The organism is Marinobacter sp. F4206, from assembly GCF_019392195.1.
In the GTDB taxonomy this organism is placed as follows: domain Bacteria; phylum Pseudomonadota; class Gammaproteobacteria; order Pseudomonadales; family Oleiphilaceae; genus Marinobacter.
This window is the reverse complement of record NZ_JAHXKI010000002.1, coordinates 632400-659380: the sequence shown is the minus strand read 5'-3', so window position 1 is coordinate 659380 and position 26981 is coordinate 632400. Positions and strand designations below refer to the sequence as shown.

Below are 26981 nucleotides of genomic sequence, written 5' to 3'. Positions count from 1 at the left end.
AAATAACTACGAGGGTACAGCTATGAGACCGCAGCAATCAGAGATTCCCGCTCTTGTCGACAGCCGGCAGGCCATTCGTGATTACTATCTCGCTGATGAGCACAAGGTCGTTCATGAGATGATTGCTGGTGCTCAGTTGTCCCAGGGCGAGCGTGAGGCTATTTCCGCTCGTGCGGCGGACCTGGTGCGCAGCGTTCGCAAGAACGCCAAGCCGACCATCATGGAAAAGTTCCTGGCCGAGTATGGTCTCACCACGAAAGAAGGCGTGGCCCTGATGTGTCTGGCCGAGGCCCTGCTGCGGGTGCCGGACAGCATGACCATCAACGATCTGATTGAAGACAAAATCACTTCTGGCGCCTGGGGCACCCACATTGGCAAGGCCTCGTCCCAGTTGATCAACACCGCGACCATTGCGTTGTTGATGACCAGCAACCTGCTCAAGGAATCTGATCGCAACAGTGTCGGCGATACCCTGCGCAAACTGCTCAAGCGCTTCGGGGAGCCGGTCATCCGGACCGTTGCCGGTCAGGCAATGAAAGAAATGGGTCGTCAGTTCGTGCTGGGGCGCGACATCGACGAAGCCCAGGACGAAGCCAAAGAATACATGGCGAAGGGCTATACCTATTCCTACGACATGCTCGGTGAAGCGGCCCGCACCGACGACGATGCCAAGCGCTATTTTGACTCCTATTCCAACGCCATCGACAGCATTGCCAAGGCGTGCAAAGGCGATGTGCGCAAGAACCCGGGCATCTCCGTGAAACTCTCCGCCCTGCTGGCTCGGTACGAATACGGCAATAAGGAGCGGGTGATGAACGAGCTTTTGCCTCGTGCCCGCACGCTGGTCAAAAAGGCGGCAGCGGCCAACATGGGCTTCAACATCGACGCAGAGGAACAGGACCGGTTGGACCTGTCGCTGGACGTGATTGAAGAGCTGGTGGCAGATCCGGAACTGGCCGGCTGGGATGGCTTTGGCGTGGTGGTGCAGGCCTACGGCAAGCGTTCCTCCTTCGCCCTGGACTGGCTCTATGGCCTGGCCAAGAAGTACGATCGCCGGTTCATGGTGCGCCTGGTCAAGGGCGCTTACTGGGATGCCGAGATCAAGCGTGCCCAGGTGATGGGCCTGAACGGCTTTCCGGTGTTTACCCGCAAGGCGTGCAGCGATGTGTCCTTCGTTTCCTGCGCGACCAAGCTGATCAATATGACGGACCGGATCTACCCGCAGTTCGCCACCCACAACGCCCACTCGGTATCCACAATCCTGGAGCTGGCAAAGTCCAAGGGCGTGGACAATTACGAGTTCCAGCGGCTGCACGGTATGGGGGAATCCCTGCACAACGAGGTCCTGAAGGCCAGTGGCGTACCATGTCGCATCTATGCGCCGGTCGGGCCCCACAAGGATCTGCTGGCGTACCTGGTTCGTCGTCTTCTGGAGAACGGTGCCAACAGCTCGTTCGTCAACCAGATCGTGGACAAGACCATCACCCCTGAGGAAATCGCCAAGGACCCGATTGATGCGGTCAAGGAAATGGGCGACAACATCTCCAGCAAGGCCATCGTGCATCCGCACAATCTGTTCGGAGATCAGCGCCGCAACTCCAAGGGTTGGGACATCACCGATCCGGTGACTGTGGCCGAAATCGATGAGGGGCGGAATGCCTTCCGCGACCACCGCTGGAAGGGCGGCCCCCTGATCGCCGGTGACGTCGCCGGGACCGAGGTTCAGGTCGTTCGCAATCCGGCCGATCCGGAGGATCTGGTGGGTCACGTCACTCAGGCTTCGGATGCTGATGTGGACACCGCGATCGCAGCGGCCCGGGAAGGTTTCAAGAGCTGGTCCGCGAAGTCGGCCGAGGAACGCGCTGCCTGCGTTCGTAAGGTCGGTGACCTGTACGAGGAGCATGCGTACGAGCTGTTTGCCCTCACCACTCGCGAGGCCGGCAAGTCTCTGCTGGACGCCATCGCCGAGATTCGCGAAGCGGTGGATTTCTCTCAGTACTACGCCAACGAGAGCCTGCGGTACAAAGATGCCGGCGATGCCCGGGGCGTCATGTGTTGTATCTCACCCTGGAACTTCCCGCTGGCGATCTTTACCGGCCAGATCCTGGCGAACCTGGCAGCCGGCAACACCGTACTGGCCAAGCCGGCCGAGCAGACATCCCTGCTGGCCATCCGGGCGGTCGAGCTGATGTACGACGCCGGCATACCGAAAGACGCCATCCAGTTGCTGCCGGGGACCGGGGCGACCGTTGGTGCGGCACTGACCTCCGATTCACGGGTAACCGGTGTCTGCTTTACCGGCTCCACCGCAACCGCCCAGCGCATCAACAAGGTGATGACTGAGAACATGGCACCGGACGCGCCGCTGGTGGCAGAGACCGGTGGTCTCAACGCCATGATCGTGGATTCCACGGCCCTGCCCGAGCAGGTGGTCCGGGATGTACTGGCGTCGTCTTTCCAGAGTGCCGGTCAGCGCTGTTCGGCCCTGCGCATGCTCTATGTTCAGAAGGACATTGCCGACAACCTGCTGGAGATGCTCTACGGCGCCATGGAAGAGCTCGGCATTGGCGACCCCTGGTTGCTGTCGACCGATGTCGGTCCGGTGATCGACGAAACTGCCCGCAAGAAGATTGTCGATCATTGCGACAAGTTTGAGCGCAACGGCAAGCTGCTCAAGAAACTTCCGATCCCCGATAAGGGCCTGTTCGTTTCGCCTGCCGTGTTGAAAGTGTCGGGCATCGAAGAGATGGAAGAAGAGATCTTCGGGCCGGTGCTGCACGTGGCGACCTTCGAGGCCAAGGACATCGACAAGGTGGTGGATAAGGTCAACGCCAAAGGCTACGGCCTGACCTTCGGCATTCACAGCCGAGTTGACCGTCGGGTTGAGCGTATCGCCAGCCGGATCAAGGTGGGTAACACCTACGTCAACCGTAACCAGATTGGTGCCATTGTCGGCTCTCAGCCGTTTGGTGGCGAAGGCCTCTCCGGTACCGGGCCGAAAGCGGGCGGGCCGCAGTACGTTCGCCGCTTCATGAAGGGCGAAACCGCTGAGGTTCCGGCGCCGTCCGGCGGCAAGAAGGTGGATGCCAGGAAGTTGCAGAGCCTGATCGGCAAGCTGGATTCGCTCAAGTCGCCGAAACCGGAGCAGCGCGTATCGGCCCTGACACCGATCTTCGGCGAGGTGCCGGCCCCGCTGGATGCCCATTCCGAGGAGTTGCCGGGACCGACCGGTGAACTGAACCGGTTGAGCAATCATGCCCGTGGCGTGGTGCTGTGCCTTGGTCCGGACCGGGCGACTGCTCTGGAACAGGCGGCTACCGCGTTGTCACAGGGCAACAAGGTGGTCGTGGTTGCACCGGACGTGGAGGGCAAGGTCGGTGAGGCGGCGAAGGCTGGCCTGCCGATTGTCGGTATCGACGGTCAGCTGGTGCCCGAGGCCCTGGCGACGGCCACCGGCTTTGAAGCCGTGGTCAGTTGTGGTGAGCAAGCGCTGTTGCGGGAATACCGCCAGGCGCTCGCCAAGCGGGACGGTGCGCTGCTGCCGCTGATCACCGAGCACAAGCTGGATCAGCGCTTCGTAATCGAACGCCACCTGTGCGTCGATACCACGGCTGCGGGCGGTAACGCGAGCCTGATCGCGGCGTCCGAGTAACGGTCAGCCTGGCATCATCATCGGGTGCCAGGCGCTCCTTTCCGAAGCCGCTGGTTGAATATCATGCGTCGGGCTTCCGCTTCTGCCACATCCGTGGGGTAGAAGCTGACGGATGCCCCCGGCGCTCTCTGGGCCAGCTGGCCCGCGCCCAGCGCACTCAGTGAGCCGATCTTGGGGTAGCCTCCGATCGTCTGGCGATCTTTCATCAGGACGATGGGCTGTCCGTCGGCGGGAACCTGAATGGCGCCGTAGGCGATGCCCTCTGAAATAATACCGTCCAGATCGCAGTGGATAGCCGCACCTGAAAGCCGGTATCCCATCCGGTCAATGTTCTGGCTGACCTCATACTCTCCTGAGAAAAAACGGTTTCTTGCCGCTGTCTGGAAATGCCGGTACTGATAACCCGGAACTACGCCCAGGCGCAGTGGCTTGCGGTAGTCGGGAATGTCGCTGTAGGGCACGCTGGTTTCCCGTACAGGCGCCGGCGTGCCGATCGGAATCCGGTCACCCTCGGCCAGTTTGGCGCCGGTGCCATCCAGCCCGCCGAGCTTCTCGCGGCTTACGGTGGCGCGGCTGCCAAGTTTGGCCGGCGTTTGCACGCCCCCACTGACCGCTAGGTAGGCCCGCAGTCCGCTTACGGGTATCCCGAAGTCAATCCGGTCCCCCTGGGTGATTCGGTAGGTTTGCCAGGGCTGGACGGCCCGGTCGTTGATGCGTGCACCGAGATCCGCGCCGGTCAGGGCGATCCAGGTGTCGCTGTGGGCCAGCAGACTCAGCCGGCCAAAGGTAATTTCCAGCTGGGCGGCATCCAGGGGATTTTCCAGCAGACGGTTGGCCCAGAGGAACGCGTGCTCGTCCATAGGGCCTCCGGTGGTGACGCCCATGTGCTGATAGCCCTGTCGTCCGATATCCTGAATCAGCGTCAGCATGCCCGGATTGAGAACCTCAAACGTCATCGAGATGCCCTCCCAGTTCGATAAATTCCTCTCGACCAATCGGGCGGAATCTCACCCGGTCACCGACCTGAACCAGTGCAAGGGATTCACTGTCCCAGTCAATCATCCGGCTTGGCGTGCGTCCGACTATCTGCCAGCCACCTGGCGTAGAGCTGGGATAGATGGCGGTCTGGGTGCCGGCTATGCCGACGCTGCCGGTGGGTACCTTGAGCCTGGGGGTGGATTTCCGGGGAATGGCAATGCGCTGGTTGGTGGTGCCGAGGTAGGCAAATCCCGGACTGAATCCAATGGCATAGACCCGGTAGGTCTGCTCGCTGTGTATGCGAATGACGTCATCGCTGCTCAGACCGGAGAACTCGCAGACGTCTGCAATGTCCAGCGCGACTTCCGGGCCGTAATAAACCGGCAATTCGATGGTCTGGGTGGAGGCTTCCGGCGCATTTGCTTTCGAGGGCTGTTCAAGGGTCTGGCGCAACCGTGAGGTGATGCCGAACCGATCAATGCGTTCCAGGTCATAGCACACCATCACCGACGTGTAGGAGGGCACCAGATCTGTCACCACATCTGCCATGTTCAGGCGAATGCTCTCGGTCGCCTGTTTGACCCGTTCGGCTATTTCATCATTGATACGGTCGCCGAAATAGACGATGCAGGTGCTTTCGTTGATGGGCTCGATGTTCATTGAGACTGGACAACCTGCCGCATGTGACGGGCGGCGTCGACTGCATGGTGGCTGTCGCCGTGGATGCAGATGGTGTCCGCCTTGATCGGTATGCGTTTACCGGTGATCGACGTAACGCAGCCTTCAGTCATGATCTGCGTAACCTGCCGCTCAATGGCGTCAGTGGATTCGTGAACGGCGCCCCGCACCGAACGTTTCACCAGCCGGCCCTCATCCGTATAGGCCCGATCCGAAAATGCCTCAAACCATACGTCGATGCCATACTCCCGAGCGCGGTCAAGCACCTCGTCAGCTTCGGGAGTGGCCATCACCACCAGTGGGCAATGGGGGGCATAGTCCCTTACGGCTGCCATCACAACCGACAAGGTGGTGTGATCGACCATCATCTTGTTATAAAGCGCGCCATGGGGTTTGACGTACTGAATGGCGGTGCCATGGGTTCGGCATATGCCGTCGAGTGCGGCCATCTGGTATACCAGAATGGCCTTCAGTTCGTCTGGACGGCAGTCCAGCTCACGCCGGCCGAAGCCCAGGAGATCCGGATAGCCCGGATGCGCGCCGATCGTGACGCTCTCGGCAATGGCCATTTTTACAGTGTGATCCATGGTGAGCGGATCGGACGCATGGAAGCCGCAGGCGATGTTGGCCATGTCTATGAAGGGCATGACATCGGCGTCCATGCCCTTGGTCCACGCGCCAAAGCTCTCGCCCATATCGCAGTTGAGTTTCATCTGATACCTCCCGAAACGTGTGCGTCGAGCCCTAACCCTGACTCATGGTCCTGGGCAGGTAGGTGACGATCTCCGGAAACCAGCCGATCAGGAACAGGGCAGCCATGATCAGCAGGAAGAAGGGCAGCGCCGCTCGAGCCACGTATAGAATGTCTTTGCCGGTCAGCGCCTGAATCACGAACAGGTTGAAGCCCACCGGCGGGGTGATCTGGGCCATTTCGACCACCAGTACAATGAAAATGCCGAACCAGAGCAGGTCGATGCCGGCTTGCTGGACCATTGGCATCACTACCGCCACAGTCAAAACCACCACGGAAATGCCGTCCAGGAAACAGCCAAGCAGAACAAACAGTGCGGTCAGGCACACCAGCAGCTCGAACGACGAGAGCGACATGCTGCCGATCCACTCTGCCAGTTCCCGGGGAATGCCCAGAAAGCCCATGGACAAGGTCAGGAAGTGGGCGCCCACCAGGATCAACCCGATCATGCAGGAACTTTTGACCGCTCCCAGCAGACTTTCCTTGAAGCTCTGCGCATTGAGCGAACCGGTAACGGCGGCCAGGAGCAGGGCGCCAAATACGCCAAGCGCGGCGGCTTCAGTGGGTGTGGTAAAGCCGGCATAGATGGAGCCCAGCACGAAGACAATCAGACCCACAATCGGCAGCAACATACGCAAGGCCTTGAACTTGGCCGAGAATGATATGTGTTCCTTTTTGTGCTTGGGCATCTCGTCTTTATTCAGCTTGGCCCAAATCATGGTGTAACCCATGAACATGATGACCAGCATCAAGCCGGGCAGGGCGCCCGCAATGAACAGGCGTCCGATGGAAACTTCGGCGGCGACGCCGTAAACAATCAGGATGATTGACGGTGGAATCAGCAGACCCAGGGTGCCGGAGCCCGCCAGGGTGCCTACTGCCATGCGATCGCTGTAACCCTGGGCCTTGAGTTCGGGCAGGGTCATGCGGCCGATGGTGGCGGCGGTGGCCGCCGAAGAGCCGGAAACGGCGGCAAAAATCCCGCAGCTTAAAATGTTGACGTGCAGGAGTTTACCGGGAAGGCCGCCCATCCAGGGCGACAGCCCCTTGAACAGGTCCTCGGACAAGCGGGTCCGGAACAGGACTTCGCCCATCCAGATAAACATGGGCAGCGCTGTCAGTGCCCAACCGGTACTGGCGCCCCAGCTCGACGTTGCGAACAGCAGGCCAATCTGGTCGTTGCCTGAAAGCAGTAGTCCGAGGACACCAATGCCCACCAGGGTCAGGGACACCCAGACCCCCAGGGTCAGCATCAGAATCATGGAGACCGCGAGGACGATGGAAAGAAACGTCGTATCCATCAGATTTCCTCCAGGTTGAGATCGTCTTCATGCTGCTGATAAGAGGGCGTACGCTTTCTCATAACCGCCACCAGATCATCGAGGATCGCGGCAGCCAGCGCGGTCATGCCAAGCCCGACGGGAATCTGTGGAATCCAGATCGGAATGGGAATGTAACCGTGGGATACTTCCTCGAATACGTAAGACTCGTACACCATGTGCCAGCAGTAGTAGGTCATGTAACAGGCGAGCCCGAAGCCAAAAATCAGAACCACCAGCTCCTGAATAAACCGTGCCCTTGGAGGCCATTTCTGGATTACCAGTGAGACCCGGATGTGCCCACCTTCGTGAAAGGTGTAGGCAAGCCCGAAGAAGGTGGAGGCGGCTAGTGCATATCCTGAGACGTTTTCCGCAGACGGAACGATGAATCCGAAAATCCGGCCAACAATCTGCACAAGAATGATCACCATGATCAGGGCAATGCAGAAGCCGGCTGCGTATCCGGATGCCAGGTAAAACTTGTCGCGAAGAGAACTCATGTCAAATGCCTCCCAAGGGTTCCTGCCCTTGAATGCCAGGGGCAGGAACGTCTTGTGAATGGACCTTAGCGGTAGGCTTCAAGAATGGCGCCGACTTCTTTCGGAGCCTCCTCTTCCCATTCTTTGATCATGATGTCGCCAATCTTCTGGAACTCGCGCATCAGTTCCTCTGACGGCTCCGAGACTTCAATGCCATGTTCGGCGAGGGTGGCCGTGTCTTCTGCTGCGGTGACGCGCACCCCTTCCCAGCCTTTTTGCTCAGCGGCAGCCGCAGCGTCGAGAATGGCCTGGCGCTGTTCATCACTCAGGCGGCGAAAGGCTCGCTTGTTGGCCACGACAACGTTCTTGGGAATCCACGCCTTGATGTCGGTGTAATGCGACAGGTAATCCCAGGCCTGTCCATTGGCACCGGTGGACGGTGACGTGATCATCGCGTCAATAATGCCTGTGCTGAATGCCTGGGGAATTTCTGGCACCTGAACTGTGGTCGGCGTGGTGTTCATCAGATCGGCGAGGCGTGAGGTTGAGGGGCTGTATGCCCGCATCTTAAGCCCTTCGAGATCGCTCATAGTGTTGACCGGCGCCTTGGTGTAAAGGCTTTGCGCAGGCCAGGGTACGGTATAGAGAAGCACCATCCCTTCTTTATCGAGCTGCTTCTCGACCTCCGGTTTGGCCGCTTCCCAGAGTCGCTTGGCGTCATCGAAGCTGGTGGCCAGGAACGGAATGTTGTCGTGCTTAAACACCGGATGGGTGTTACCCATGATGCCGATGAAGATCTCACCCAGCTGCACCTGACCCGTGCGAACGGCGCGAGGGATTTCCGGATGCTTGACCAGGGACGCCCCGGAGTGAACGGTAACGTCTATCTCGCCATCGGTCCCCGACTTGATGTCCTCGGCAAACTGGTAGGCGATCTTGGTGGGGAGGTTGGCATCGCCATAGGGTGTCGGCATGTGCCATTGATCGGCACTGACGGCCGAGGTGAAAAATGCCCCGGTCAGGAGGGTAGCTGTTGCAAGTTGCTTGAACATGGTGTTTCTCCCGTTTCTTTCGTTATTGTAGCTTGGGTCGTTGATCGGCAGCGGTGGTCAGAGCACCGCCAGTTCTTCATTCAGCCGCTCCGTGAGCAGCATTTTTCCCGGTACGTGAGTGATCGCGATCGGGGGACGAGCGTTTTCCAGTGCAAGTTGCGGTGTTACTCCGCAAGCCCAGAACAAGGGCAGTTCATGGTCTTTGATGGTGACCGGGTCACCAAAGTCAGGATTGCCGATATCCTCGATGCCGATGAGGGCCGGGTCGCCGATGTGAACGGGCGCGCCATGAGCTTTCGGCAATCGGGTGGTGACCTGGATCGCCCGAATGGCGTCCGCGCTGGGGAAGGGGCGCATGGACACCACCATGTTGCCGCGGAACCGGCCGGCCGGTCGTGTTGCGATGTTGGAGCGGTACATGGAGACGTTCAGGCCGTCGTCGACATTTCTCACCGACAGCCCGGCCCGGATCAGGGCGTCTTCGAAGGAAAAGGAGCAGCCGAGTACGAACGTCACAAAATCGTCCTGCCACAGAGCCTGGATATCGCTCAACGTTTCCGTCCGCTCGCCATTCCGAAAAACCTGGTATTCGGGGATGTCGGTTCGGATGTCCAAATCTCTTCCGAGATCGGGGAGAGTTGGATCCCCGGGCTCGGATACGGCAATCAGGGGGCAGGCAACCGGGTTGTTCTGGCAATAGAGCAGGAAGTCGGACGCCCAGTCGGCGGGCAGAATGACGACGTTTCCCTGGACCAGGCTGTGGGCCATGCCGCTGGTCGTCGATGTGTGGGCGCCGGAACGAATGCGGGACCGAAGCGATGACGCCTGATTAAGCAGGCTGTTCTTGAAGTCCGAATAGGCATCTGCGTGCATGGCGGTAACCCCTGATTGAGTTTGTCTTGAACCTGTTTTAAGGGTATGCCTCACGGTGAAAAAGTCTAATTATGGTTTTTTACAGCATCTGATAAGAAAGCGTTATCGCCGGCCTGTGCGTAGTCACGGGATATTCCAACCGCCAGGTTGGCCGCCAGTTCGGCAACCGGGTTGAAAGGGACCGCGGGGTACGACGCGGTGAACTCCAGCTGGGACGGGGTCCAGGCGGCCTCGAGTTCAACAAGGCGCCCGCTCTTCAGGCCATCGGAAATGACGCTCATTGGCAAGGCGGATACACCAATACCATCGAGGGCGAGGCGCCTGCAGGCCGCCAAAGAACTCGAGGAATAGAAACGGGCGGGGAGTTCGTCGAGCTCGCTGAATTTCTGACTGATCTCTGCAAACGGTTTGGTGTTTCTGGCATAGGTGATGATCGGCCATTGGGCGAGTTCTTCCAGCTGGAGCTGACGGTCAGGCAGATTCAGGTCCGGGCTGGCCACCCAGATCAGGGGGAAGCTGCAGAGGTCGCGGTTCTCGACTCTCGGTTCCGCCACGGGTCCCATCAAAAAGGCCAGGTCAAGAGTCCGGTCCATAAGGCCGGTACGGAGGTTGCCGGTGACGTCTACCGTGATTTCCACGTCCAGGTTAGGCACGGTTTCGTGCAGTGCCCTGAAAAAGCGGGGCAGCCAGGAGTGGACAATGGTCTCGGAAACACCCAGTCGCAGAATGCCGGACAGCAGAGCAACCCGGTCCGCGCGTTTGCGCAGTTGCTCAGACATGAAGACGATCTTCTCGGCGTACGGCAGGAGCTCCTGACCTTTCGATGTCAGCATGGTCCTGCTCGATTCCCGCTCGAAGAGCTTGACCCCCAACTCCTCTTCCAGCGCGGCTATGCGGGTGGAGATTGCGGGTTGCGTGGTATGCTGTCGCTCGGCTGCCTTGCGAAAACTGCCTAACGTGGCGACCCAGATGAAGGTTTCCAGACGTTTGAAATTCATTGGTACTCTGCGTGCTCTAAAGGAACGGAAAATGGCTGACCGTCCGATGTGACGAACGGGGATTAATTAGAGAATAGCGCAGACTGGAGTGAAAGGTTGGAGGGGGTTGCAGTGCGCTGCCGGCGAGCGCACTGGGCAAGCGGGCCCATGGAGGGCCCGCGCAGTCAGACCGCGTCCATGTACAGGGACCGGACTGGTTTTGCGAAGACCTTCCTGATCATGGGTTCGAAATAGGACAGCGGCAGGGTTTCGCCCTCCGGATCAAACGCGGGCGAGTCGTACTTGCTGACAAACTCGATGGTGCGCATGAAATGCGGGTGGTCCTTGTAGTTGTTCCGCAGGTTGCGGTCCATGCCCAGGTAGTGGAAGAAGTAGTAGCCCTGGAAGATTGCGTGGTGCTTGATCATCCAATGATTGGCCTCGCTGACAAATGGCTCCAGAAGCACTGCCGCCACATCGGCGTGGTTGTAGGAACCCAAAGTGTCACCGATGTCGTGCAGGAGCGCGCAGACCACGTACTCGTCGTCCTTGCCGTCACGGTGAGCCAGCGTTGCGGTTTGCAGGCAATGGGTTAGCCGGTCCACGGGAAAGCCACCGAAGTCGCCTTCAAGCAGCATCAGGTGGTCCATAATGCGGTCCGGAAGCCCCTTGGCAAAGTCGCCAAAGGAGCGGGCGATGGTCTGCCAGTCTTCCGCGGTACCGTCTTTCATGTGGGTAAAGCTGGCCTTGGGCGCAGTCACATCGTTCATCGATCAGTCTCCTTCAATCACGGAATCCGGGGTTAACACGGTCGAGCTTGCGCAGCAGGCCCGGCCACGCGAGATTGCCGCCCATGCCGCGAGTGACCTGTTCAGCCTGCTGCCGGATGGTATCCACGATGCCGCCGGGAATCGGAGTCATCTCGCGGTTGCCGGACAGGGCCTGGATCTGGACTTCACAGGCGCGCTGGAGGATGTACATGCCCAGGAAGGCGTCAGCGATGCTGCCGCCGGTGGTGAGCAGGCCGTGGTTGCGCAGAATCATGAAGTTGTTGTTGCCCAGGTCTTTCTGCAGTCTGGCTTTCTCGTCTTCCCGAAGGGCCACGCCCTCGTAATCGTGGTAGGCCAGATTGGACAGCGGAAACAGGCTTTGCTGCGACAGCGGCAGCAGTCCGTCCTGCTGTGCCGAGACGGCGACGCCTGCCGTGGTGTGGGTATGCATGACGCAGGCAGCATCCTCGCGCACCGCGTGAATCGCGCTGTGGATGGTGAAACCCGCCGGGTTGATGTCGAAATCGTCCGGCGTGATCTTGTTGCCCTCCTGATCGACGCGCACCAGGCTGGAGGCGGTGATTTCCTCAAACATCATGCCGTAGGGGTTGATCAGGAAGTGGTGCTCGTCACCGGGAATGCGTGCGGAGATGTGAGTGAAAATCAGATCATCCCAGCCGTACAATGCGATCAGGCGGTAGGCGGCGGCAAGATCGACGCGGAGTTGCCACTCCTCGGCACTGACACCGCCCTTTTTGGACGGAATTGCGATACGTTCAGACATTGTGATGCTCGCTCATGTTGTTGGCTTGTTGTTGATTGGGTTCTGGCTCCAGTGTAGGCAGTTGGGCGAGCACAAAACTGTCAAATCATTTACATTTGGGGATTTGTTGCTTCAGGTAATCGGGTATGTCTGATCTGAACAAGGTACTGCGCGCCTGCCCGTTACTGGCAGGGTTACCGGACGCCGGGTTTGCGGAAGCGGAAGCCCTGGCGCGGTGGCGCCATTTTCGGGCGGGTGAACCCATCTACGACAAGGGATCGATGCAGTCATCTCTGTGTGTGATTGCCGACGGTACCGTGCGTATCAGTTCGGTCAATTCGGAGGGGCGGGAAGCCATGCTGATCATCTTCGGGACGGCGGCCTGGTTCGGTGATACGGTGTTTTCCCCGGGCACTCCAAGGGTCTACGGAGCGACTGCGCACGACGACACGACCATTGTGGAGGTGCCCGGAGAGAGCTTTCGTCAGCTGTTGACGCGCTACCCGGAGGCCTACCCTGTGGCGCTGGATCTGGTCAGCCGCCGCCTGTGGTCTGCCATGTCGATTATTGCCGACGATGCCTTGCGTGGGATTGCCGCCCGGATTGGCCGTCGGCTATTGTTTCTGGCTCAGATTCAGGGCCAGGGCGACACCCACCCCCGGCCGGTGACCTTTCGTCTCACCCGGGAACACATCGCCAATATGATGGGCATGACCCGGCAGGGGGTGCATCGGGTAATCAAGGATTTCGAACGGGAAGGCCTTTTGAAGCTGGATTACGGCCGGATAACGGTGACGGATCCCCGGGCATTGCAGACCTACATTACGAACCTGCCGGACTGATCCCGGCATCTTACCCATTAACATGCGAGTACTGTGTTTTGCTGTCACTGAACTGGTCATTGCTGTCGGTCTTCATTCCCACTTTTTTCGTGGTCTCCATTACCCCCGGTATGTGCATGACACTGGCTCTCTCCATGGGTATCACCATTGGTGTGCGTAGGGCGCTCTGGATGATGGCTGGTGAGCTGGTAGGTGTCGCGGTTGTGGCCTCGGCCGCTGCCATCGGTGTTGCGACGTTCATGCTGAAGTACCCGACGGCGTTTGCGATCTTCAAGTATGCCGGTGGCGCTTACCTGATGTGGCTCGGCGTTCAGATGTGGCGGTCCCGCGGGAAGATGGCCATGCCGGAAACAGAGGATATGGAACCCGTGCAGGCTTCCCGTAGTCAGCTGGCCATGCAGGGATTCGTTACGGCGATTGCAAACCCCAAGGGCTGGGCGTTTTTCGTGGCCCTGTTGCCGCCGTTCATCGACAGCCAGTTGCCAATGGGGCCCCAGCTGACGGCGCTCATCCTGATCATTCTGGCGCTGGAGTTTCTGTGTCTTCAGCTCTATGCCCATGGTGGTCGGGGCTTGCGCAAGCTGCTGCGTCAGGGCGGTGGCGTGCGCACGGTCAACCGTGTTGCCGGCAGTCTGATGATGCTGGTGGGGGTCTGGCTGGCCCTCGGGTGAGGATCGGCGCTAGCCCGAATCCGAACCTTGCCGGTTACACCAGGTGGCGTCGGATGACACGGTTCCAGTTTCTGGAATATACCCGCCGCTTGCCTTCGTAGGCATCCAGTTCCGCATCCAGGTAAAAGTTCGTCTGGTCGCAGGTCAGCAGGGTCCGGGTGACCGTTTTGATGTGCCAGTCTCCGCGCTGGTAGCTCCTGGTGGTGAGGGTTTCACCGCGGGCCGAGCCAAAATCGTCGGCTTGATAGCTGTACCACTCGCTGACGCAGTGTTCGATGGTCAAGTCGACGTCCTCCAGATAGTACCGCCCGTTGTCATTGATGACTTCCAGTGTCGAGTTATCCCGGTCGAGTTCCCGAATGACCCGCCAGTCGTGATGGCCCTTCCTGAGTTGACGCTTTTTCCCACTGGCGGTCATTTCGGCATCCGGAAAGCAAAGACTCTCTTGCCTTGGCGTCCGGGAGGGCAACGTGAGACGGCAGCCCGAGGTAGATATTGTCAGCCGGGTGGATTCCGGAGGCGGCCAGGCGAGCGGGAAGTACGAGGTTGAAATGGCGACACGGATCCGGTTCCCGCGTGGGAATTTCTGGGCGATGCCATTCAGGTGCACTCGGACGCGGTAGCGTTCAGCGGACTTCAGGGCGGAGGGTTCGGCGTGACTGGCCCGGTGAGTCAGGTTCAGCAGGCCATAGCTTACCCGGGTCGATTTGTTGTCGGGGCGTACGTCGGATAGCCGCACGGCAATCATGGCGACGGGCTGCGATGACGAGAGTTCCAGTTCGACCACGGGTGCGCCAAGGATTTCCAGCGGGTCTTCAAGCGGTTCGGTCGTAAAGATCAAGGCACCCCCATCTTCTTCCCGCTGATCGTGGGGCAGGTCCGGCGTATTGCTGTAAGAGCACCATTTGCCGGCGAACAGTCCGTTGCTCAGGGGCGATTGCAGTGCCAGTTCGGTTTCGGGTACTGAGTCGGCGGCTTCGACAAGCCGGTAGGGAGCGAATCTGTAGGTGCGTTCCTGGGGACTGGCCGGTGGCCAGTAACCCTCACTGATCCAGCGCCCGTAGCGCTGATGGTAGGACGTTGAGGGGGGCATACTGTCCAGCATCCAGGCTCTGAGCATCGGTTCATCCATGATTCCGGTCTCCTTTCCCTTCAGCCATTTGTCCCACCAGCGCAACGCTTCCTGCAGGAAGCCGATTGCCGGCCCGGGGACGCCGATGTGCGGGTACTTGTGGCTCCAGGGCCCGATCAATCCCATGCGCGGCCCGGGCAGGTTTTCCAGCAGCCGGAATACCGCGTTGGAGTAACCATCTGCCCAGCCACTGACGGCCATCACCGGTACCTGAACCCGTGAAATGTCTTCGCAAACAGAGCCGTGGCGCCAGTAGTCGTCGCGATGTTGGTGGTGCAACCAGGTTTCCAGCCACAGGCCACTGTGTTTCAGTCGCTGGAACCACATGTCGCGCCAGCGATCATCACCCACGATTGCCGGGTCTGGTGGCAGGGAATTGTAGGCGAACATGGTGGAGGCCCAGGACAGGTTGTCACCGAGCAGGCAGCCACCCATGTAATGCACGTCGTCGGCGTAACGGTCATCGGTAGAACAGACGCTGATCACGGCCTTGAGCTGGGGGGGCTGCAGGGACGCGATTTGCAGACCGTTAAAGCCGCCCCAGGAGATGCCGATTATTCCGACCCGGCCATTGCACCAGGGTTGGTTTGCAAGCCATTCCAGAATCGAGACGCCGTCGTCCAGTTCCTGTTGCAGGTATTCGTCTTTCAGCACACCCTCGGAGTCGCCGCTACCTCGAATGTCGACCCTAACGCAGGCGTAGCCATGGCCGGCCACGTACGGGTGCATCTTGTCATCGCGCAAGCGAGAGCCGTCACGTTTCCGATAGGGAATGTATTCAAGGATTGCCGGCACCGGGTTCGTGCTTGCGCTTTCCGGCACCCACAAGCGAGCTGCCAGGCGCACTCCGTCAGGCATCGGAATCCATTGATGTTCAATGTGTTGGACCGCTTCGGGGAGGTTCTGGACAATGTTCATGGGGGGATATCCTCCGCCTGGGATCAGGGTGACAGGTATTCAAGCTCGATACCCGTCGCGGCCTGGATGTCGCGGTACTTCTGCAACAGCTCCTTCTGGCTGTCCGCGCCGATGTAGACGATGGCCATCTCGTAGCTGTAACTGTCCTGATCTTTCAGGTCAGACAGCTTCATTCCGGGCTTGATGTTCAACTGGATGTCAACGTCGACGAAGCGCCGATGGAGCGATCTCATCTGCTCCTCCGACGGAACCTTTGTCACCTGGGCATTGCGGTAAACCCGCCACATAAATTTTGCGGCAATGCGGTATTTGCCTTGTCGTTGGGGAAACTGCGGTTTCTCCCCCAACGCAGTTTGTAACATCACTTTGTGATTGGGCTCGCCGTCGACCTTCTGGAACAGGGGGCAGTGGGATTTCGAAATTCGGGTATTTATCTCCAGCAGCCAGATCCGGTCGCTGTCGCTGTCCCAGTAGTACTCAATGTTGAAGGGCCCACTGTCGAAACCGATGTGCAGGAGAAAACGTTGCGTCACCGAGATCATCCGGGCCTGGACACGGTGCGGAATTGAAGACGGATACTGGTACCGTGAAAAGCTGGAACGATGCTGACCTTCGCGGATGGAGTCCACGCTGCCGTAGACGGTTACTTCGCCGCCATGGACGTACCCCTCAAGGGTACATTGCCGGCCCTGGGATATGATGCCTTCGACGATGCAGTGATTTCCGTCGACGGCGGCAACGTCATCCGGCAGGTCGGCGAACTGAAGGAGGTAGTTAAACGGCTCCGAAAAACGGGCAATACCTCTTCGGGTCTGTTTGATGGCGTGATCGAGGTCGGCATCACTGCAGACCCGGAAGCCCAGGGAAGAAGCAGCTGCCTTGACCGGTTTGATCCAGAACGGGTACGGAACAGAGATTTGCTGGCGGTAATCATCTGAAAACGGGTCAACGGTGCAGAAATCCGGGATATGGTCGGGAACAGCTCGGGCCTGCTCCAGCCGGCTCCAGTACTTGTGCTCGCACTTCAGGGTCGATTCGAAACTGGGTGATGGCAGGCCAAACGGGGCTCGAAGCAGGGGAAGCATGGTGCTGACGGGAAAATCCCAATAGCCGACAATGGCATCAATGTCGCCGGGAAAGGCGTGTAACCGCCTGAGCGCGCCTCGATAAAGGGCCTCGACTGGAATCTCCGTGCCACCTTTGACCTCCTGGTAGCTAAAGAGGCTGTGCAGCTGGTATTTACCGGTCTTGTCCAGTGCCCGAATCAGGGACAGATTGAAGCTGTCTGCACCGAAAACGAAAATGTTTTTCCGTGAAGATCCCATGGCACCGCCCTATGAGCGACGTGTGTCTATATGTCATAGACGCTCGGCTGGTCGGGTGTCAACGCCAGGGGGTATTTTTGCGGGTAATCGCTTCAGCGCTGCGGGTTCAGCGCGCCGCGTAGCGCTCGTGCAGGATGCCGACTCGATGCACATAAGCCTTGGTCTCGGCATAGGGGGGGACGCCGCGATAGCGGGAAACTGCCCCGGGGCCCGCGTTGTAGGCGGCCGTCGCCAACCGGATGTCGCCATCGAATCGCTTCAGCATTCTGGCCAGGTAGGTTACGCCGCCACGAATATTCTCGGCCGCCACCAGGGCGTTTTCGACCCCCAGTTCTTTTGCCGTGCCCGGCATCAGTTGCATCAGCCCCTGGGCCCCCACCGGTGACAGGGCTTTTTCATTGAAAGCGGACTCGGCGTGGATAACCGCGCGCACAAGGGAAGGGTCGACGCCGAATTCCAGGGCGGCGGTCTTGATTTCGTCACGATAGGGGCGCGTAAATAGGGGAGTCTTGCGCCAGTCCACACTGGAGTCCGGGTCACAGGCGTAACAGTGGAACCGGATGACTTCGAAGTCTTCGGCGGCGGGCTGGATGCTGCTGTAGGCAACCACCCCGTTGTTGTCCCGGTAGCGATATACCGTATCGTTGCCACTGGACGCCCGGGGCTGAGCCTTACCGACGTTGGTGAACTCGACGGTACCGTCTGGATGCACGATGCGTTTGACGCCGTCTGCCTGGGCCGGTGCCGCAACAAGCATCATGTTCGCGAATGCGAGCATGATGAGGGAGAGGGCAGCGTTTGTCTGGCCTGGTCTCATTCGGTGTCCGTATGGTTCCGGTCGATGTCCAGAGATCGGTCATCAATCCCTGCTGGCCAGATTATACGGCTTTAGCGATGCGATGGAACCGCACGAATTGTCTGAAAACTGTTACTTTTCGAGTACTGCAGGCCAGTTCTCATTGGCAAGCCGGATGAAGTTGTCGGTATCGTTCAGCCAGCGATTCTGGATCTCCCGATTGTAGTTCAGATAGAGCTTGCCGTTCCGGACGGTCCAGTGCTCGGGATCGCCCTTGGCAAGATAGCCCTGGCTGACCGCCCAGGCACAATAACCGCCGTAAGCCGGGGCAAACGCTTCGGGACTGGCATCGAACCGGGCCTTGTTCTCGGCGCTGGCGAACCGCCAGGTCACACCCAGGTACTCCGAGGTATGGCTGGACGAACCCTTGATCGCTTTTCCCGGGTCAAAGTAGCTCACCACGTCATACCCACCGGCACCGGTATTGGAGAGCAGGCCGGTGTATACCGGGTCTTCTCTGGCTACCGCATAGCCGGTAATGACGGTCAGCAGCAGTGACAGTGCAAAGGCTCGAATCATGGTGTCATCCTCCATGGAGTCAGTATAGACTTCAGACAATTTCCGACCGTGGTTGTTACCGCCCGTCCAGACATTTTTTGGAGTCCCCATGCCTCAGCTCGATCCTGCCACGAACATCATCCTGATCGGCATGCCGGGTAGCGGTAAAAGCACGGTTGGCGTTTTGCTGGCCAAACGCCTGGGGATGGGATTTGTGGATACCGATTTGCTGATTCAGGAAAAGGCCGGGCGTACGCTTCAGGAGATTGTTGATCAGGACGGTTACCAGGCGCTTCGGCACACTGAGGAGGCGGTGCTGCTGGACCTGAAGGTGCAGCATCAGATCATCAGCACCGGTGGCAGTGCGGTCTACAGTGCCGCGGCCATGCAGCATCTCAAGGCCAACGGCGTGGCCGTGTTTCTCGATATTCCCCTGAAACGGGTTATTGAACGCATCGGTGACCACAGCGCCCGGGGCATCTCCCGCCGGCCTGACCAGTCCCTGGGCGAGCTCTTTGAGGAGCGTTATCAGCTCTATTGCCAGTATGCCGATCTGACGGTGGCCGGTGAGGGCAGGAACCAGGATGAGGTGTGTGATGCCGTCGTCAAGGGGCTAGGCTCCCTTCCGGTTCGGTAGAAATACCGATAGCAACCTCATCAGTGGGTGAGTAGGGTGCCCGGCCCATTTAATAACCGGCGAGTTTCATGTCCTCAAGTAGTACAACGCTTCCTCTTAAAGACACCACCGGGTTCCAGCGACTGGGTGATCCCGTCGTCCTGGCCCTCACCATGGGTTTTATCCTGCTGTTTGTAGGTTGGTCCCTGAACGATGCCGACGGCCTTGCCGCCGTGATTGGCGGCGGGTTCACCTGGACCGCCAAGTACCTGGGCTCGTTTTTTCAACTGCTGTTGCTGCTGACCTTTTTCATCGCCCTCGGCGTTGCGTTCAGCCGCGCTGGCGCCGCTCGTCTTGGCGGCTTGGAAAAACCGGAAATCAGTACCTTCCGTTGGCTATCCATGATCCTTTGCACGCTGCTGGCCGGCGGCGGCGTTTTCTTTGCGGCCGGTGAGCCGGTGTACCACTTTGTGGTATCGCCTCCGGTCTTTACCGCCGAGGCCGGAACCGCGGACGCCGTAGCCCCCGCCATGGCGCAGTCGTTCATGCACTGGGGTTTTCTGGCATGGGCCGTTCTCGGGTCACTGACGGCACTGGTGCTTGCCCATGCCCACTACGTCCAGGGAAAACCTCTGCAGCCGCGCACACTGCTCTACCCGGTACTGGGTGAACGGTTGATGACGGGCTGGTTTGGTGGCCTGGTGGATGCGCTTTGTGTGATTGCCGTTGTGGCCGGTACGGTCGGTCCCATTGGTTTTCTGGCGACCCAGATGAGCTTTGGACTGCACGAACTGTTTGGTATTGCGGATGATTTCTCCACGCAATTAACCATCCTGACTTTGCTGGCGGGTGTGTACATGGCCTCGGCGGTCAGTGGCCTGCACCGTGGCATCCAGATGCTGAGTCGCTTCAACGTGATCCTGGCCCTGGTGATTGCGGCGGTCATTTTCGTGTTTGGCCCGACCCTGTTCCTGACCAATACCTATCTGTCCTCCGCAGGCGAGTATCTGTCGTCCTTCTTCGCGATGTCGACGGTGACCGCAGAAACAGCCCCGGACTGGTGGATGAAGTGGTGGACGGTGTTTTTCTTTGCCTGGTTCATCGGCTACACGCCGCTGATGTCGATCTTCGTGGCGCGGATTTCCCGTGGCCGCAGCATTCGTCAGACCATTCTGGCCGTCGCCGTACTCGCACCCATCGCCACATCTGTCTGGTTTACCCTGCTAGGTGGTTCCGGCATTTATCATCAGTTGGCCGGTACCTTCGACCTGACCGGAGCGCTCAACAACTTCTCGTTTGACGTCGCGACCCTGACCGTAGCGGAGGCACTGCCGGGTGGCACCTTGATGGCAGCGGCCATCCTGCTGCTGACCACCATTTTTGTGGCGACCACCGGGGATTCCATGAGCTATGCGATAGCGACGGTTGGCGCAGGCCACGATGAGCCGCACTACCTGGTGAGGGCGTTCTGGGGTGGTGCCATGGCAATCATGGCGGCGATTCTGCTGTATATGGGGGCTGGCCAGATTGGCGTTCTCCAGCAGTTTATCGTGCTGACGGCCATCCCGGTTTCGCTGATCATTCTGCCGTCACTGTGGACCGGGCCAAAAGCGGCTTACGCTATGGCCCGGGCACAGGGCATGTCGCTCTAGAACTCGTTGCTGGGTGTGTCCAGGTGCCTAGGGCTCTGAGGCGATTTCCCTGAACGCGCCGACGAGAGTGGCCGGCTCCTGGGCCCCGGAAATCATGTACTTCTGATTGACGATGTAAGCAGGCACGGCGGACACGCCGGCCTGCCGATACCGCCCCTCGTCTTCGCGTACGGTCTTCGCGTAGCGATCTGACGCCAGGATGCCCCGGGCTTCCTCTCCGTCCAGTCCAATGCTTTCCGCGCATTTGACCAGCACGTCCGGGCTGGCGATGTTCTCGGCCCGGCCAAAATACGCATCGAAACACGCCATCTTCATCTCGGTCTGCCGGCCCTGTTCGCCCGCCCATTTCACCAGGCGATGGGCATCGAAGGTGTTGCGGGTGTGCCGTTCCTGGAGCTTGCTGAAGTTGAGCCCGAGCCCGCTGGCGATTTCCATCATGTGGGCCTGACTGGCCTGCATTTCTTCGGGGCTGCGACCGTATTTCCGGCTCAGGGCCTGGAGGATGGGTTCGCCGTCCCCCTCCGGGTCCGGGTTCAGTTCGAACGCGTGCCATTCGATACTGAACGCCATCTCATCTTTCAGTTCGGCCATGGCCTTCTCCAGGCGGGCGTATCCGATCGCACACCAGGGGCAGGCGATGTCGGAAACGATGTCGATGTGCACGGTTGTCATGAGAGCTCCCGGTCGATTGTCGTCTGGTCAGGTTACCGGAAAGCAGGCCGCTGTGTCGTGGTCAGGATTCCTGGGGCAGGGGCTCTGACGGCAGGCGTTTGCCAGACCAGTTTTCCATCAGCCGACAGGTGACCAGATCTCCGGTAACGTTGATGGCAGTACGACACATATCGAGAATCCGATCGACCCCCATGATCAGCGCAATGCCGCTGGGAGGCACGCCGACGGTCTGCAGCACCATGGCCAGGATGACGATACCTACCCCCGGCGTCGCCGGCGAGCCAATGGAGGCGCCGACGGCCATGGCGACAACCAGCGCCATGCTGCCCATGCCCAGATCGGTACCATAGACCTGTGCGAGGAACACGGTGGCGACGGCCTGATAAAGTGCTGTGCCGTTCATGTTGATGGTGGCGCCGAGTGGAATCACGAACTGTGAGACCGAGGGCCGGACCCCGAGTTTGTCCTCGGCGGTCCTGATGGACAGCGGCATGACGGCGGCGGAACTGGACGTGGAGAACGCCAGCAACAGAACGTCCCGGCTGTCCTTCAAAAACCGCAGCGGCGGCTGGCCAGCCACCAGTTTCAGGATCAGCATATAGACTGCGAGCATCAGGAGCAGGCCGATGAGCACAGTGGCAACGTAAGAGGCCATCCCCAGCATGGCGTTGAAGCCAATGGTGGTGGTCAGTTGCGCCATCAGGCCAAAGACCGCGAACGGGGCGAGTCGCATGGCCCAACCTACGACCGTCATGCAGATCTGCTGCAGGGAATCGAGCAGGTCGAGCATCGGGCGCGATTTTTGGGGCTCCATGCTGACCAGAGCGATGCCAACGATGATGGAGAAGATGACCACCTGAAGCATCTGGCCCTCGACCATGGCATCGAGCGGATTACCCGGCAACAGACCGATCAGGGTCTGGGGCAGCTCGTCGACCCCGGGCATGTCCGCCGATGCGACATCGTTTGTTGCTGGCGCCTGGGTGGCCAGCCCCTGCATCATGCTGCCGGGGTTGATCAGGTTGCCAACCCAGAGGCCGATGGCCGCGGCAATGGCGGTGGTGATCACGAAGAACCCGGTGACCCGAAGCCCCAGCTTGCGCAGTTGCTCGAGATTCTCACTGGCGGCGAGCCCGCGAACAACGGACGCGATCACCAGTGGAATGACGATCATCTGGATGGTGGCCAGGAACAGTTGTCCGGGGAAGGCCAGCCAGTTACCGATCAGGGAGCCGGTGGCCGGTTCCACCAGGCCGACAGACGGGCCCAGCAAGGTGCCCACAACCAGCCCCAGAAACATGCCAACCAGCACCTTGAGCCACAGCCGCCCCTGAACCAGTCCGGAAAGGTAACTGCTGAGTTGGCGTAGCTGACGCGGGTAGTAGGTGTTGTTGGCCATGGCAGGAGGTCGTCCGTGTGTCGATGTGTTGCCTTTCGGAAGCTTAGTGCATTACACAACAGGGCGGGCCGTGCTGACCTGAGCTGGGTCAACTCTGAACCAGATGCGATTCGGGCGAAGCCGAGCGGACGGCGTGGATCTCGCGGGCCGTCAGCCGGCGATAGTCTCCGGGCGCCAAAGCAGCGTCCAGTTCGATCTCCCCCATCCGCTCACGATGCAGCGAGGTGATGCGATTGCCGACGGCATGGAACATGCGTTTTACCTGGTGGTACCGCCCTTCGTAAATGGTTACCCGTGCGTCCTTCGGCCCGATCAGTTCGAGTGTGGCGGGGGACGTTCTCAGTTGTTCGAACTCGAACCAGATGCCCTCGGCAAATCGCTCCGCGGTCTCCGGGGTAATCGGGAGGGCGGTCGAAACCCGATAGACCTTGGGCAGTTTAATTGTTGGCTCGGTCAGTTGGCGCGACCAGGAACCATCATTGGTGAGGACCAGCAACCCGGTGCTGGCGCGGTCCAGGCGACCGGCGATGTGCAGGTCCGGTCGCAGGGTCGAGTCAATAAGGTCCAGCACCGTAGTGTGAACGTCATCCACCGTGGCACTGAGGTAACCGACCGGTTTATGGAGCATGAGATAGTGCGCGGTGTCGCCGGACTGAATGACCGGCTCGTCCAGCCTGACCGTTGAGAAACGATCCACGTCCTGCGACGGGACCCGACAAGGTTCACCGTTTACGGTTACCCGGCCGGCGGCGATCAGCGCATTGGCGCGCTTGCGGCTGACCCCGTCCCGGTTGCTGAGAATTCTGGAAAGCTTCATGGCATTAATCGACTATGCTGTCAGTAAGTCACGACAATAATACGAGGAATTGCCATGCCATTCTCTGCCGATCACCTTGCTGAACTCAATCTCCTGGCCCAGTTTCCGTCGAGCTCCACCCAGGAGGGGATCAAGGTGCATGCCCACTCGGCGTCTGCCGAGGCCGTCAGGGCCGCGGAGAACCTGTTTGCCATGGGGCTGATCAGCCAGAAGGATGGTGGTTACCTGACGCCGCTGGGCGCCGAGGCGGTCGAGCTTACCCAAAAACTCCAGGCTATCCTCAGCAGCCGGTGAAGGCGTGACCTTGCGGAACCGGATGACTTTGAGTCCCGGTCCGCTTGCGCGTTAGGGTGTTGCCATGGGCAACTGGAAAAAGTCTCCGATTCTATGGATGGCGGGCAGCGTTGCCGGGGTCGGTGCCATTGTCGGACTCCTGTACGCGTTTGGCGTTCACCACCAGGTGCTTGATCTGCTGCGTTGGGTTGATGGTCAGGGTATCTGGGCGGCAGCGATGTTCATCGGCATCATGGCACTGGCCATGGTGCTCCTGTTGCCCGGGGTGCTGCTCACCACGGGCGCCGGTTTTGTTTTTGGTGTGATAGAAGGCACCGCCTATGTGGTGGCAGGGACGACACTGGGCTCCGCCATCGCGTTTCTCATTGCCCGTCACTTTCTCGGCGAACATGCCCATGTCTACATTCGCAGCAATGCGCGGCTGTCGGTAGTCAGTTCCGAGATGGCGCCCCACGGCTGGAAAATCGTTCTGCTCACGCGGCTGATCCCGTTTTTCCCGGGAAAACTCTCCAATTTCCTGTTTGGACTGACCAATTTTTCCTTCGGGGGATTTATCGTGGGGACGTTCATCGGCGTGATTCCGTTTTCCCTCCACAACGTTTACCTCGGCTCGCTGGCGGCGGACCTCTCAACGATCGGTATGCGCGAAACGGCACGCACGCCGCTGGAGTGGACGATCTACGGGGCCGGTTTTGCCGGCACGGTTCTGGCGGTGGTGTTTCTCAACCGGCTGGCCCGTAGGGCGCTGGCCCGTTACCGGGTCGAAACGGAAACCACAGAGGAGCAAGGCACGCAATGAGCTGGATGACATGGTTGCCCTGGCGTTATCTGGTAAAACGCATGGCCCATCGGCACGGCTTTCTCGATCCCATTGCCTTGCTGGGCAAGCTGCACAGCTTTGCCCAACCGTCCGAGGTGGGGGAGCCTATCGAACTGTTGCGGGCCGGCGTGGTGTTTCATGCCCGGGGCCTGATCAACAGCCGTGTCATCCAGCACAATCTTGACTGGGTCTGGCCCTACTGGGTGGAGCGCCAGTTCGACCCCACGGATGCCGCTTTCATCCCCCGGGCCTTCTCCATCACCCACATCAACCTGACTAACCGGAACTGGACGGCTGTGGGCCAGCCGGATTTGGACGCGCTACCGGTTGTGGACCCGCGTGGGCTGCTGACCCCGCTTTACGATGGCTGGTCCCTGGATGGCTGGTTGCTGGCCGACGACGGTCGTTGTCTGCTGCCGTCACGTTGCGGGACGAGTCGGCAGTGGCAGGAACTCGGAGACAATCCCTGTGTGGTGACCGAATCGGAGATGGACGGGCTGAAGCTGATCAGCCGGGCCCGGGTGGTGATCGAACAGGGCCGGCCGGTGTGCCAGCTGGAGTTGCAGGGGCATTCCGATGTTTCAGGATCACTGGTGTTATCGCTGCGTCCGGCCAATCCGGAAGGAATTGCGTTCATCCACCGGGTGAATCTGGCGGAAAAGCGCGATGGTTGGCGCGTGGAGGGCAAACAGGCGGTGCGCTTCAGTCAGCCGGCCCGCAGCCACCACGTCTCTGACTACAAACAAGGTGACGTTCACATTCATCTGGCGGACAAGGAGGATCAGACCGAGTGTGTGTGTGACGTGGGCATGGTCACCGCGGCCGCGCTGTTTCCGCTCCAGGCGGGAAAACCCGCCGAGCTGACGGTCACCGTACCGCTGAGAGATGAGCCGGTGGCCGGCACCCATCCGGAGTCCTGGCAGGAAGCACTGGAGAGTCATACCCGGCTGGAGTGTCCGGATCCAACCTGGCAGTTCCTGTACGATGCCGCCATTCGTTCGCTGGTGCTGCATTCGCCCGAAGACGTTTATCCCGGGCCTTATACCTACAAACGTTTCTGGTTTCGGGACGCCGCGTTTATTATCCACGCGCTGCTGTGTGCCGGCATGACCGAGCGCGCCGAGCGTGCCCTCAACCAGTTCCCGGGCCGTCAGCTGAAGAACGGGTATTTCCGGTCCCAGGAGGGCGAGTGGGATGCCAACGGCGAAGTGCTTTGGATTCTGCAACGATTCTTTGCCATCACCGGTCGAAAAATGCCCATCGACTGGTTTGAGCCAGTGAGCAAAGGCGCGCACTGGATCCAGAAAAAACGGCTCAGTGGCACCATCGACAAACCCCATGCCGGGCTGTTGCCGGCGGGTTTCAGTGCCGAGCACCTGGGGCCCAACGATTACTATTACTGGGACGATTTCTGGGGCATCGCCGGTCTCACGGCTGCCTCCGAACTGCTGGCAGCGGATGACCCGGAGACCAGTGACGTGTTTGCCGCGGGTGCGCGGGAATTCAGCCAGACGGTGGACCGGAGCCTCGCCGGTTGCGAGCGCCGGCTCCGGCGTCCGGGAATGCCGGCGTCACCGTATCGACGGCTGGATGCCGGCGCGATCGGATCCCTCGCCATGGGGTACCCGACCCAGTTGTGTCAGCCGGATGACCCCAGATTGCTGGACTGTGTCGAATTCCTGCTCGAGAAGTGTTTCGTGAAGGGCGCGTTCTACCAGGACATGATCCACTCCGGCCTGAACGCCTACCTGACGCTCCACGTGGCGCAGGTTCTGTTGCGGGCTGGCGATTCCCGGTATCTCGAGCTGATGGACGCCGTGGCAGGCCTCGCGTCGGCCACCGGTCAGTGGCCAGAGGCCATCCATCCGGGAACCGGCGGTGGGTGCATGGGGGACGGTCACCATGTCTGGGCGTCGGCCGAGTGGGTGCTGATGGTCCGGAACTGTTTTGTCCGGGAAGAGGGCGAACGGCTGATTCTCTGCGCCGGTGTGCCCGAACGCTGGCTGGAGCAGGATCGGCCTATCCGGTTCGGCCCGGCGCCGACCGGTTTTGGCACCATTTCCATTACCATTCAGCCGCGCCGGGGCGCCGCGCCGGATGTCACCTGGAACGGACGCTGGCATGGTGAGGAGCCGGTTGTTGAAGTGCGGTTGCCCGGTGCGGCAACCTGATGATCT

The 26981-nt window shown here is 59.9% G+C and carries 25 protein-coding genes; 8 read left to right on the top strand and 17 right to left on the bottom strand.

Annotated elements, in window-relative coordinates:
- Window positions 1-22 precede the first annotated feature (22 nt).
- Window positions 23-3652, top strand: a complete 3630-nt coding sequence (gene putA / locus KZO34_RS05340; RefSeq protein ID WP_219474111.1) for a bifunctional proline dehydrogenase/L-glutamate gamma-semialdehyde dehydrogenase PutA — start codon at window positions 23-25, stop codon at window positions 3650-3652.
- 17 nt (window positions 3653-3669) lie between these two features.
- Here putA and KZO34_RS05335 read toward each other — a convergent pair whose 3' ends face one another.
- The 10 genes from KZO34_RS05335 to KZO34_RS05290 all read right to left on the bottom strand — a co-directional run bounded on the left by KZO34_RS05335 (window position 3670) and on the right by KZO34_RS05290 (window position 12313).
- Window positions 3670-4608, bottom strand: a complete 939-nt coding sequence (locus KZO34_RS05335) for a 5-oxoprolinase subunit C family protein (protein ID WP_219474109.1) — start codon at window positions 4606-4608, stop codon at window positions 3670-3672.
- Window positions 4598-5290: a 5-oxoprolinase subunit PxpB gene (gene pxpB, locus KZO34_RS05330; protein ID WP_219474101.1), complete on the bottom strand. Its 693-nt coding sequence runs from the start codon at window positions 5288-5290 to the stop codon at window positions 4598-4600. Before pxpB ends, KZO34_RS05335 begins: the two co-directional genes overlap by 11 nt.
- Window positions 5287-6021 (bottom strand): 5-oxoprolinase subunit PxpA, encoded by a 735-nt coding sequence (locus KZO34_RS05325; RefSeq protein ID WP_219474100.1) that lies wholly within the window; start codon window positions 6019-6021, stop codon window positions 5287-5289. The genes pxpB and KZO34_RS05325 overlap by 4 nt, the downstream gene beginning before the upstream one ends.
- A 31-nt stretch (window positions 6022-6052) precedes the next feature.
- The gene (locus tag KZO34_RS05320; RefSeq protein ID WP_219474097.1) at window positions 6053-7360 is read right to left on the bottom strand and encodes a TRAP transporter large permease; all 1308 of its coding nucleotides are present in this window, start codon (window positions 7358-7360) and stop codon (window positions 6053-6055) included.
- Window positions 7360-7878 carry a TRAP transporter small permease gene (locus KZO34_RS05315; protein WP_219474095.1) on the bottom strand — a complete coding sequence of 173 codons (519 nt, stop codon included), beginning with the start codon at window positions 7876-7878 and terminating at the stop codon, window positions 7360-7362. The genes KZO34_RS05320 and KZO34_RS05315 overlap by 1 nt, the downstream gene beginning before the upstream one ends.
- Window positions 7879-7943: 65 nt before the next feature.
- Entirely contained in the window at window positions 7944-8909 is a 966-nt protein-coding gene (locus tag KZO34_RS05310; protein ID WP_219474093.1) for a TRAP transporter substrate-binding protein, read from the bottom strand.
- Between the two features lie 57 nt (window positions 8910-8966).
- Entirely contained in the window at window positions 8967-9782 is an 816-nt protein-coding gene (locus tag KZO34_RS05305; protein WP_219474084.1) for a putative hydro-lyase, read from the bottom strand.
- A gap of 65 nt (window positions 9783-9847) precedes the next feature.
- Window positions 9848-10780 carry a LysR family transcriptional regulator gene (locus tag KZO34_RS05300; protein WP_219474082.1) on the bottom strand — a complete coding sequence of 311 codons (933 nt, stop codon included), beginning with the start codon at window positions 10778-10780 and terminating at the stop codon, window positions 9848-9850.
- A gap of 164 nt (window positions 10781-10944) precedes the next feature.
- Window positions 10945-11529: an HD domain-containing protein gene (locus tag KZO34_RS05295; protein WP_219474080.1), complete on the bottom strand. Its 585-nt coding sequence runs from the start codon at window positions 11527-11529 to the stop codon at window positions 10945-10947.
- Window positions 11530-11542: 13 nt separating this feature from the next.
- On the bottom strand, window positions 11543-12313 hold the full coding sequence (locus tag KZO34_RS05290) for a class II aldolase/adducin family protein (RefSeq protein WP_219474078.1): 771 nt from the start codon (window positions 12311-12313) through the stop codon (window positions 11543-11545).
- Window positions 12314-12438: 125 nt separating this feature from the next.
- Here KZO34_RS05290 and KZO34_RS05285 point away from each other — a divergent pair, with 125 nt between their 5' ends.
- On the top strand, window positions 12439-13134 hold the full coding sequence (locus KZO34_RS05285) for a Crp/Fnr family transcriptional regulator (RefSeq protein ID WP_219474076.1): 696 nt from the start codon (window positions 12439-12441) through the stop codon (window positions 13132-13134).
- Between the two features lie 89 nt (window positions 13135-13223).
- Window positions 13224-13805 (top strand): LysE family translocator, encoded by a 582-nt coding sequence (locus KZO34_RS05280; protein WP_308318818.1) that lies wholly within the window; start codon window positions 13224-13226, stop codon window positions 13803-13805.
- Window positions 13806-13839: 34 nt separating this feature from the next.
- On the opposite strand, the gene KZO34_RS05275 is transcribed toward KZO34_RS05280, so the two are convergent.
- The 4 genes from KZO34_RS05275 to KZO34_RS05260 all read right to left on the bottom strand — a co-directional run bounded on the left by KZO34_RS05275 (window position 13840) and on the right by KZO34_RS05260 (window position 18645).
- Entirely contained in the window at window positions 13840-15855 is a 2016-nt protein-coding gene (locus KZO34_RS05275; protein WP_219474072.1) for a CocE/NonD family hydrolase, read from the bottom strand.
- A 23-nt stretch (window positions 15856-15878) separates the two neighbouring features.
- Window positions 15879-17180 (bottom strand): ATP-grasp domain-containing protein, encoded by a 1302-nt coding sequence (locus KZO34_RS05270; protein WP_219474070.1) that lies wholly within the window; start codon window positions 17178-17180, stop codon window positions 15879-15881.
- 106 nt (window positions 17181-17286) lie between these two features.
- Window positions 17287-17958, bottom strand: coding sequence for a lytic transglycosylase domain-containing protein (locus KZO34_RS05265; protein ID WP_219477180.1), 672 nt, complete (start codon window positions 17956-17958; stop codon window positions 17287-17289).
- 150 nt (window positions 17959-18108) lie between these two features.
- Window positions 18109-18645 carry a YHS domain-containing (seleno)protein gene (locus tag KZO34_RS05260; RefSeq protein WP_257900200.1) on the bottom strand — a complete coding sequence of 179 codons (537 nt, stop codon included), beginning with the start codon at window positions 18643-18645 and terminating at the stop codon, window positions 18109-18111.
- On the opposite strand from KZO34_RS05260, the gene KZO34_RS05255 reads away from it, so the two are divergent.
- Together KZO34_RS05255 and KZO34_RS05250 are read left to right on the top strand one after the other, a co-directional pair.
- Window positions 18644-19171 carry a shikimate kinase gene (locus tag KZO34_RS05255; RefSeq protein WP_219474068.1) on the top strand — a complete coding sequence of 176 codons (528 nt, stop codon included), beginning with the start codon at window positions 18644-18646 and terminating at the stop codon, window positions 19169-19171. The genes KZO34_RS05260 and KZO34_RS05255 overlap by 2 nt on opposite strands.
- 68 nt (window positions 19172-19239) lie before the next feature.
- The gene (locus KZO34_RS05250) at window positions 19240-20802 is read left to right on the top strand and encodes a BCCT family transporter (protein WP_219474066.1); all 1563 of its coding nucleotides are present in this window, start codon (window positions 19240-19242) and stop codon (window positions 20800-20802) included.
- Between the two features lie 27 nt (window positions 20803-20829).
- Here the strand turns inward: KZO34_RS05250 and KZO34_RS05245 are convergent, their stop codons facing one another.
- The 3 genes from KZO34_RS05245 to KZO34_RS05235 all read right to left on the bottom strand — a co-directional run bounded on the left by KZO34_RS05245 (window position 20830) and on the right by KZO34_RS05235 (window position 23690).
- Window positions 20830-21474 (bottom strand): DsbA family oxidoreductase, encoded by a 645-nt coding sequence (locus tag KZO34_RS05245; protein WP_219474064.1) that lies wholly within the window; start codon window positions 21472-21474, stop codon window positions 20830-20832.
- A gap of 61 nt (window positions 21475-21535) precedes the next feature.
- Window positions 21536-22873 carry a dicarboxylate/amino acid:cation symporter gene (locus KZO34_RS05240; protein ID WP_219474062.1) on the bottom strand — a complete coding sequence of 446 codons (1338 nt, stop codon included), beginning with the start codon at window positions 22871-22873 and terminating at the stop codon, window positions 21536-21538.
- 88 nt (window positions 22874-22961) lie between these two features.
- Window positions 22962-23690, bottom strand: a complete 729-nt coding sequence (locus KZO34_RS05235) for a pseudouridine synthase (RefSeq protein WP_219474059.1) — start codon at window positions 23688-23690, stop codon at window positions 22962-22964.
- Window positions 23691-23744: 54 nt separating this feature from the next.
- Here KZO34_RS05235 and KZO34_RS05230 point away from each other — a divergent pair, with 54 nt between their 5' ends.
- From KZO34_RS05230 to KZO34_RS05220, 3 genes are all read left to right on the top strand, one after another.
- Entirely contained in the window at window positions 23745-23984 is a 240-nt protein-coding gene (locus KZO34_RS05230) for a TIGR02647 family protein (RefSeq protein ID WP_219474057.1), read from the top strand.
- Window positions 23985-24048: 64 nt separating this feature from the next.
- Window positions 24049-24783, top strand: a complete 735-nt coding sequence (locus KZO34_RS05225; protein ID WP_219474055.1) for a TVP38/TMEM64 family protein — start codon at window positions 24049-24051, stop codon at window positions 24781-24783.
- Window positions 24780-26975 carry a hypothetical protein gene (locus KZO34_RS05220; protein ID WP_219474053.1) on the top strand — a complete coding sequence of 732 codons (2196 nt, stop codon included), beginning with the start codon at window positions 24780-24782 and terminating at the stop codon, window positions 26973-26975. The genes KZO34_RS05225 and KZO34_RS05220 overlap by 4 nt, the downstream gene beginning before the upstream one ends.
- Window positions 26976-26981: the final 6 nt, after the last annotated feature.

Excerpts from the sequence above, each read along its gene's own strand:
- KZO34_RS05290 (WP_219474078.1), bottom strand. The coding sequence starts at position 12,313 with ATGTCTGAACGTATCGCAATTCCGTCCAAAAAGGGCGGTGTCAGTGCC.
- KZO34_RS05255 (WP_219474068.1), top strand. The coding sequence starts at position 18,644 with ATGCCTCAGCTCGATCCTGCCACGAACATCATCCTGATCGGCATGCCG.
- KZO34_RS05310 (WP_219474093.1), bottom strand. The coding sequence starts at position 8,909 with ATGTTCAAGCAACTTGCAACAGCTACCCTCCTGACCGGGGCATTTTTC.
- KZO34_RS05220 (WP_219474053.1), top strand. The coding sequence starts at position 24,780 with ATGAGCTGGATGACATGGTTGCCCTGGCGTTATCTGGTAAAACGCATG.
- KZO34_RS05235 (WP_219474059.1), bottom strand. The coding sequence starts at position 23,690 with ATGAAGCTTTCCAGAATTCTCAGCAACCGGGACGGGGTCAGCCGCAAG.
- KZO34_RS05225 (WP_219474055.1), top strand. The coding sequence starts at position 24,049 with ATGGGCAACTGGAAAAAGTCTCCGATTCTATGGATGGCGGGCAGCGTT.
- KZO34_RS05285 (WP_219474076.1), top strand. The coding sequence starts at position 12,439 with ATGTCTGATCTGAACAAGGTACTGCGCGCCTGCCCGTTACTGGCAGGG.
- KZO34_RS05315 (WP_219474095.1), bottom strand. The coding sequence starts at position 7,878 with ATGAGTTCTCTTCGCGACAAGTTTTACCTGGCATCCGGATACGCAGCC.
- KZO34_RS05335 (WP_219474109.1), bottom strand. The coding sequence starts at position 4,608 with ATGACGTTTGAGGTTCTCAATCCGGGCATGCTGACGCTGATTCAGGAT.
- KZO34_RS05305 (WP_219474084.1), bottom strand. The coding sequence starts at position 9,782 with ATGCACGCAGATGCCTATTCGGACTTCAAGAACAGCCTGCTTAATCAG.
- KZO34_RS05325 (WP_219474100.1), bottom strand. The coding sequence starts at position 6,021 with ATGAAACTCAACTGCGATATGGGCGAGAGCTTTGGCGCGTGGACCAAG.
- putA (WP_219474111.1), top strand. The coding sequence starts at position 23 with ATGAGACCGCAGCAATCAGAGATTCCCGCTCTTGTCGACAGCCGGCAG.
- KZO34_RS05320 (WP_219474097.1), bottom strand. The coding sequence starts at position 7,360 with ATGGATACGACGTTTCTTTCCATCGTCCTCGCGGTCTCCATGATTCTG.
- KZO34_RS05295 (WP_219474080.1), bottom strand. The coding sequence starts at position 11,529 with ATGAACGATGTGACTGCGCCCAAGGCCAGCTTTACCCACATGAAAGAC.
- KZO34_RS05245 (WP_219474064.1), bottom strand. The coding sequence starts at position 21,474 with ATGACAACCGTGCACATCGACATCGTTTCCGACATCGCCTGCCCCTGG.
- pxpB (WP_219474101.1), bottom strand. The coding sequence starts at position 5,290 with ATGAACATCGAGCCCATCAACGAAAGCACCTGCATCGTCTATTTCGGC.
- KZO34_RS05260 (WP_257900200.1), bottom strand. The coding sequence starts at position 18,645 with ATGGGGACTCCAAAAAATGTCTGGACGGGCGGTAACAACCACGGTCGG.
- KZO34_RS05300 (WP_219474082.1), bottom strand. The coding sequence starts at position 10,780 with ATGAATTTCAAACGTCTGGAAACCTTCATCTGGGTCGCCACGTTAGGC.
- KZO34_RS05275 (WP_219474072.1), bottom strand. The coding sequence starts at position 15,855 with ATGAACATTGTCCAGAACCTCCCCGAAGCGGTCCAACACATTGAACAT.
- KZO34_RS05250 (WP_219474066.1), top strand. The coding sequence starts at position 19,240 with ATGTCCTCAAGTAGTACAACGCTTCCTCTTAAAGACACCACCGGGTTC.
- KZO34_RS05270 (WP_219474070.1), bottom strand. The coding sequence starts at position 17,180 with ATGGGATCTTCACGGAAAAACATTTTCGTTTTCGGTGCAGACAGCTTC.
- KZO34_RS05265 (WP_219477180.1), bottom strand. The coding sequence starts at position 17,958 with ATGCTCGCATTCGCGAACATGATGCTTGTTGCGGCACCGGCCCAGGCA.
- KZO34_RS05240 (WP_219474062.1), bottom strand. The coding sequence starts at position 22,873 with ATGGCCAACAACACCTACTACCCGCGTCAGCTACGCCAACTCAGCAGT.
- KZO34_RS05230 (WP_219474057.1), top strand. The coding sequence starts at position 23,745 with ATGCCATTCTCTGCCGATCACCTTGCTGAACTCAATCTCCTGGCCCAG.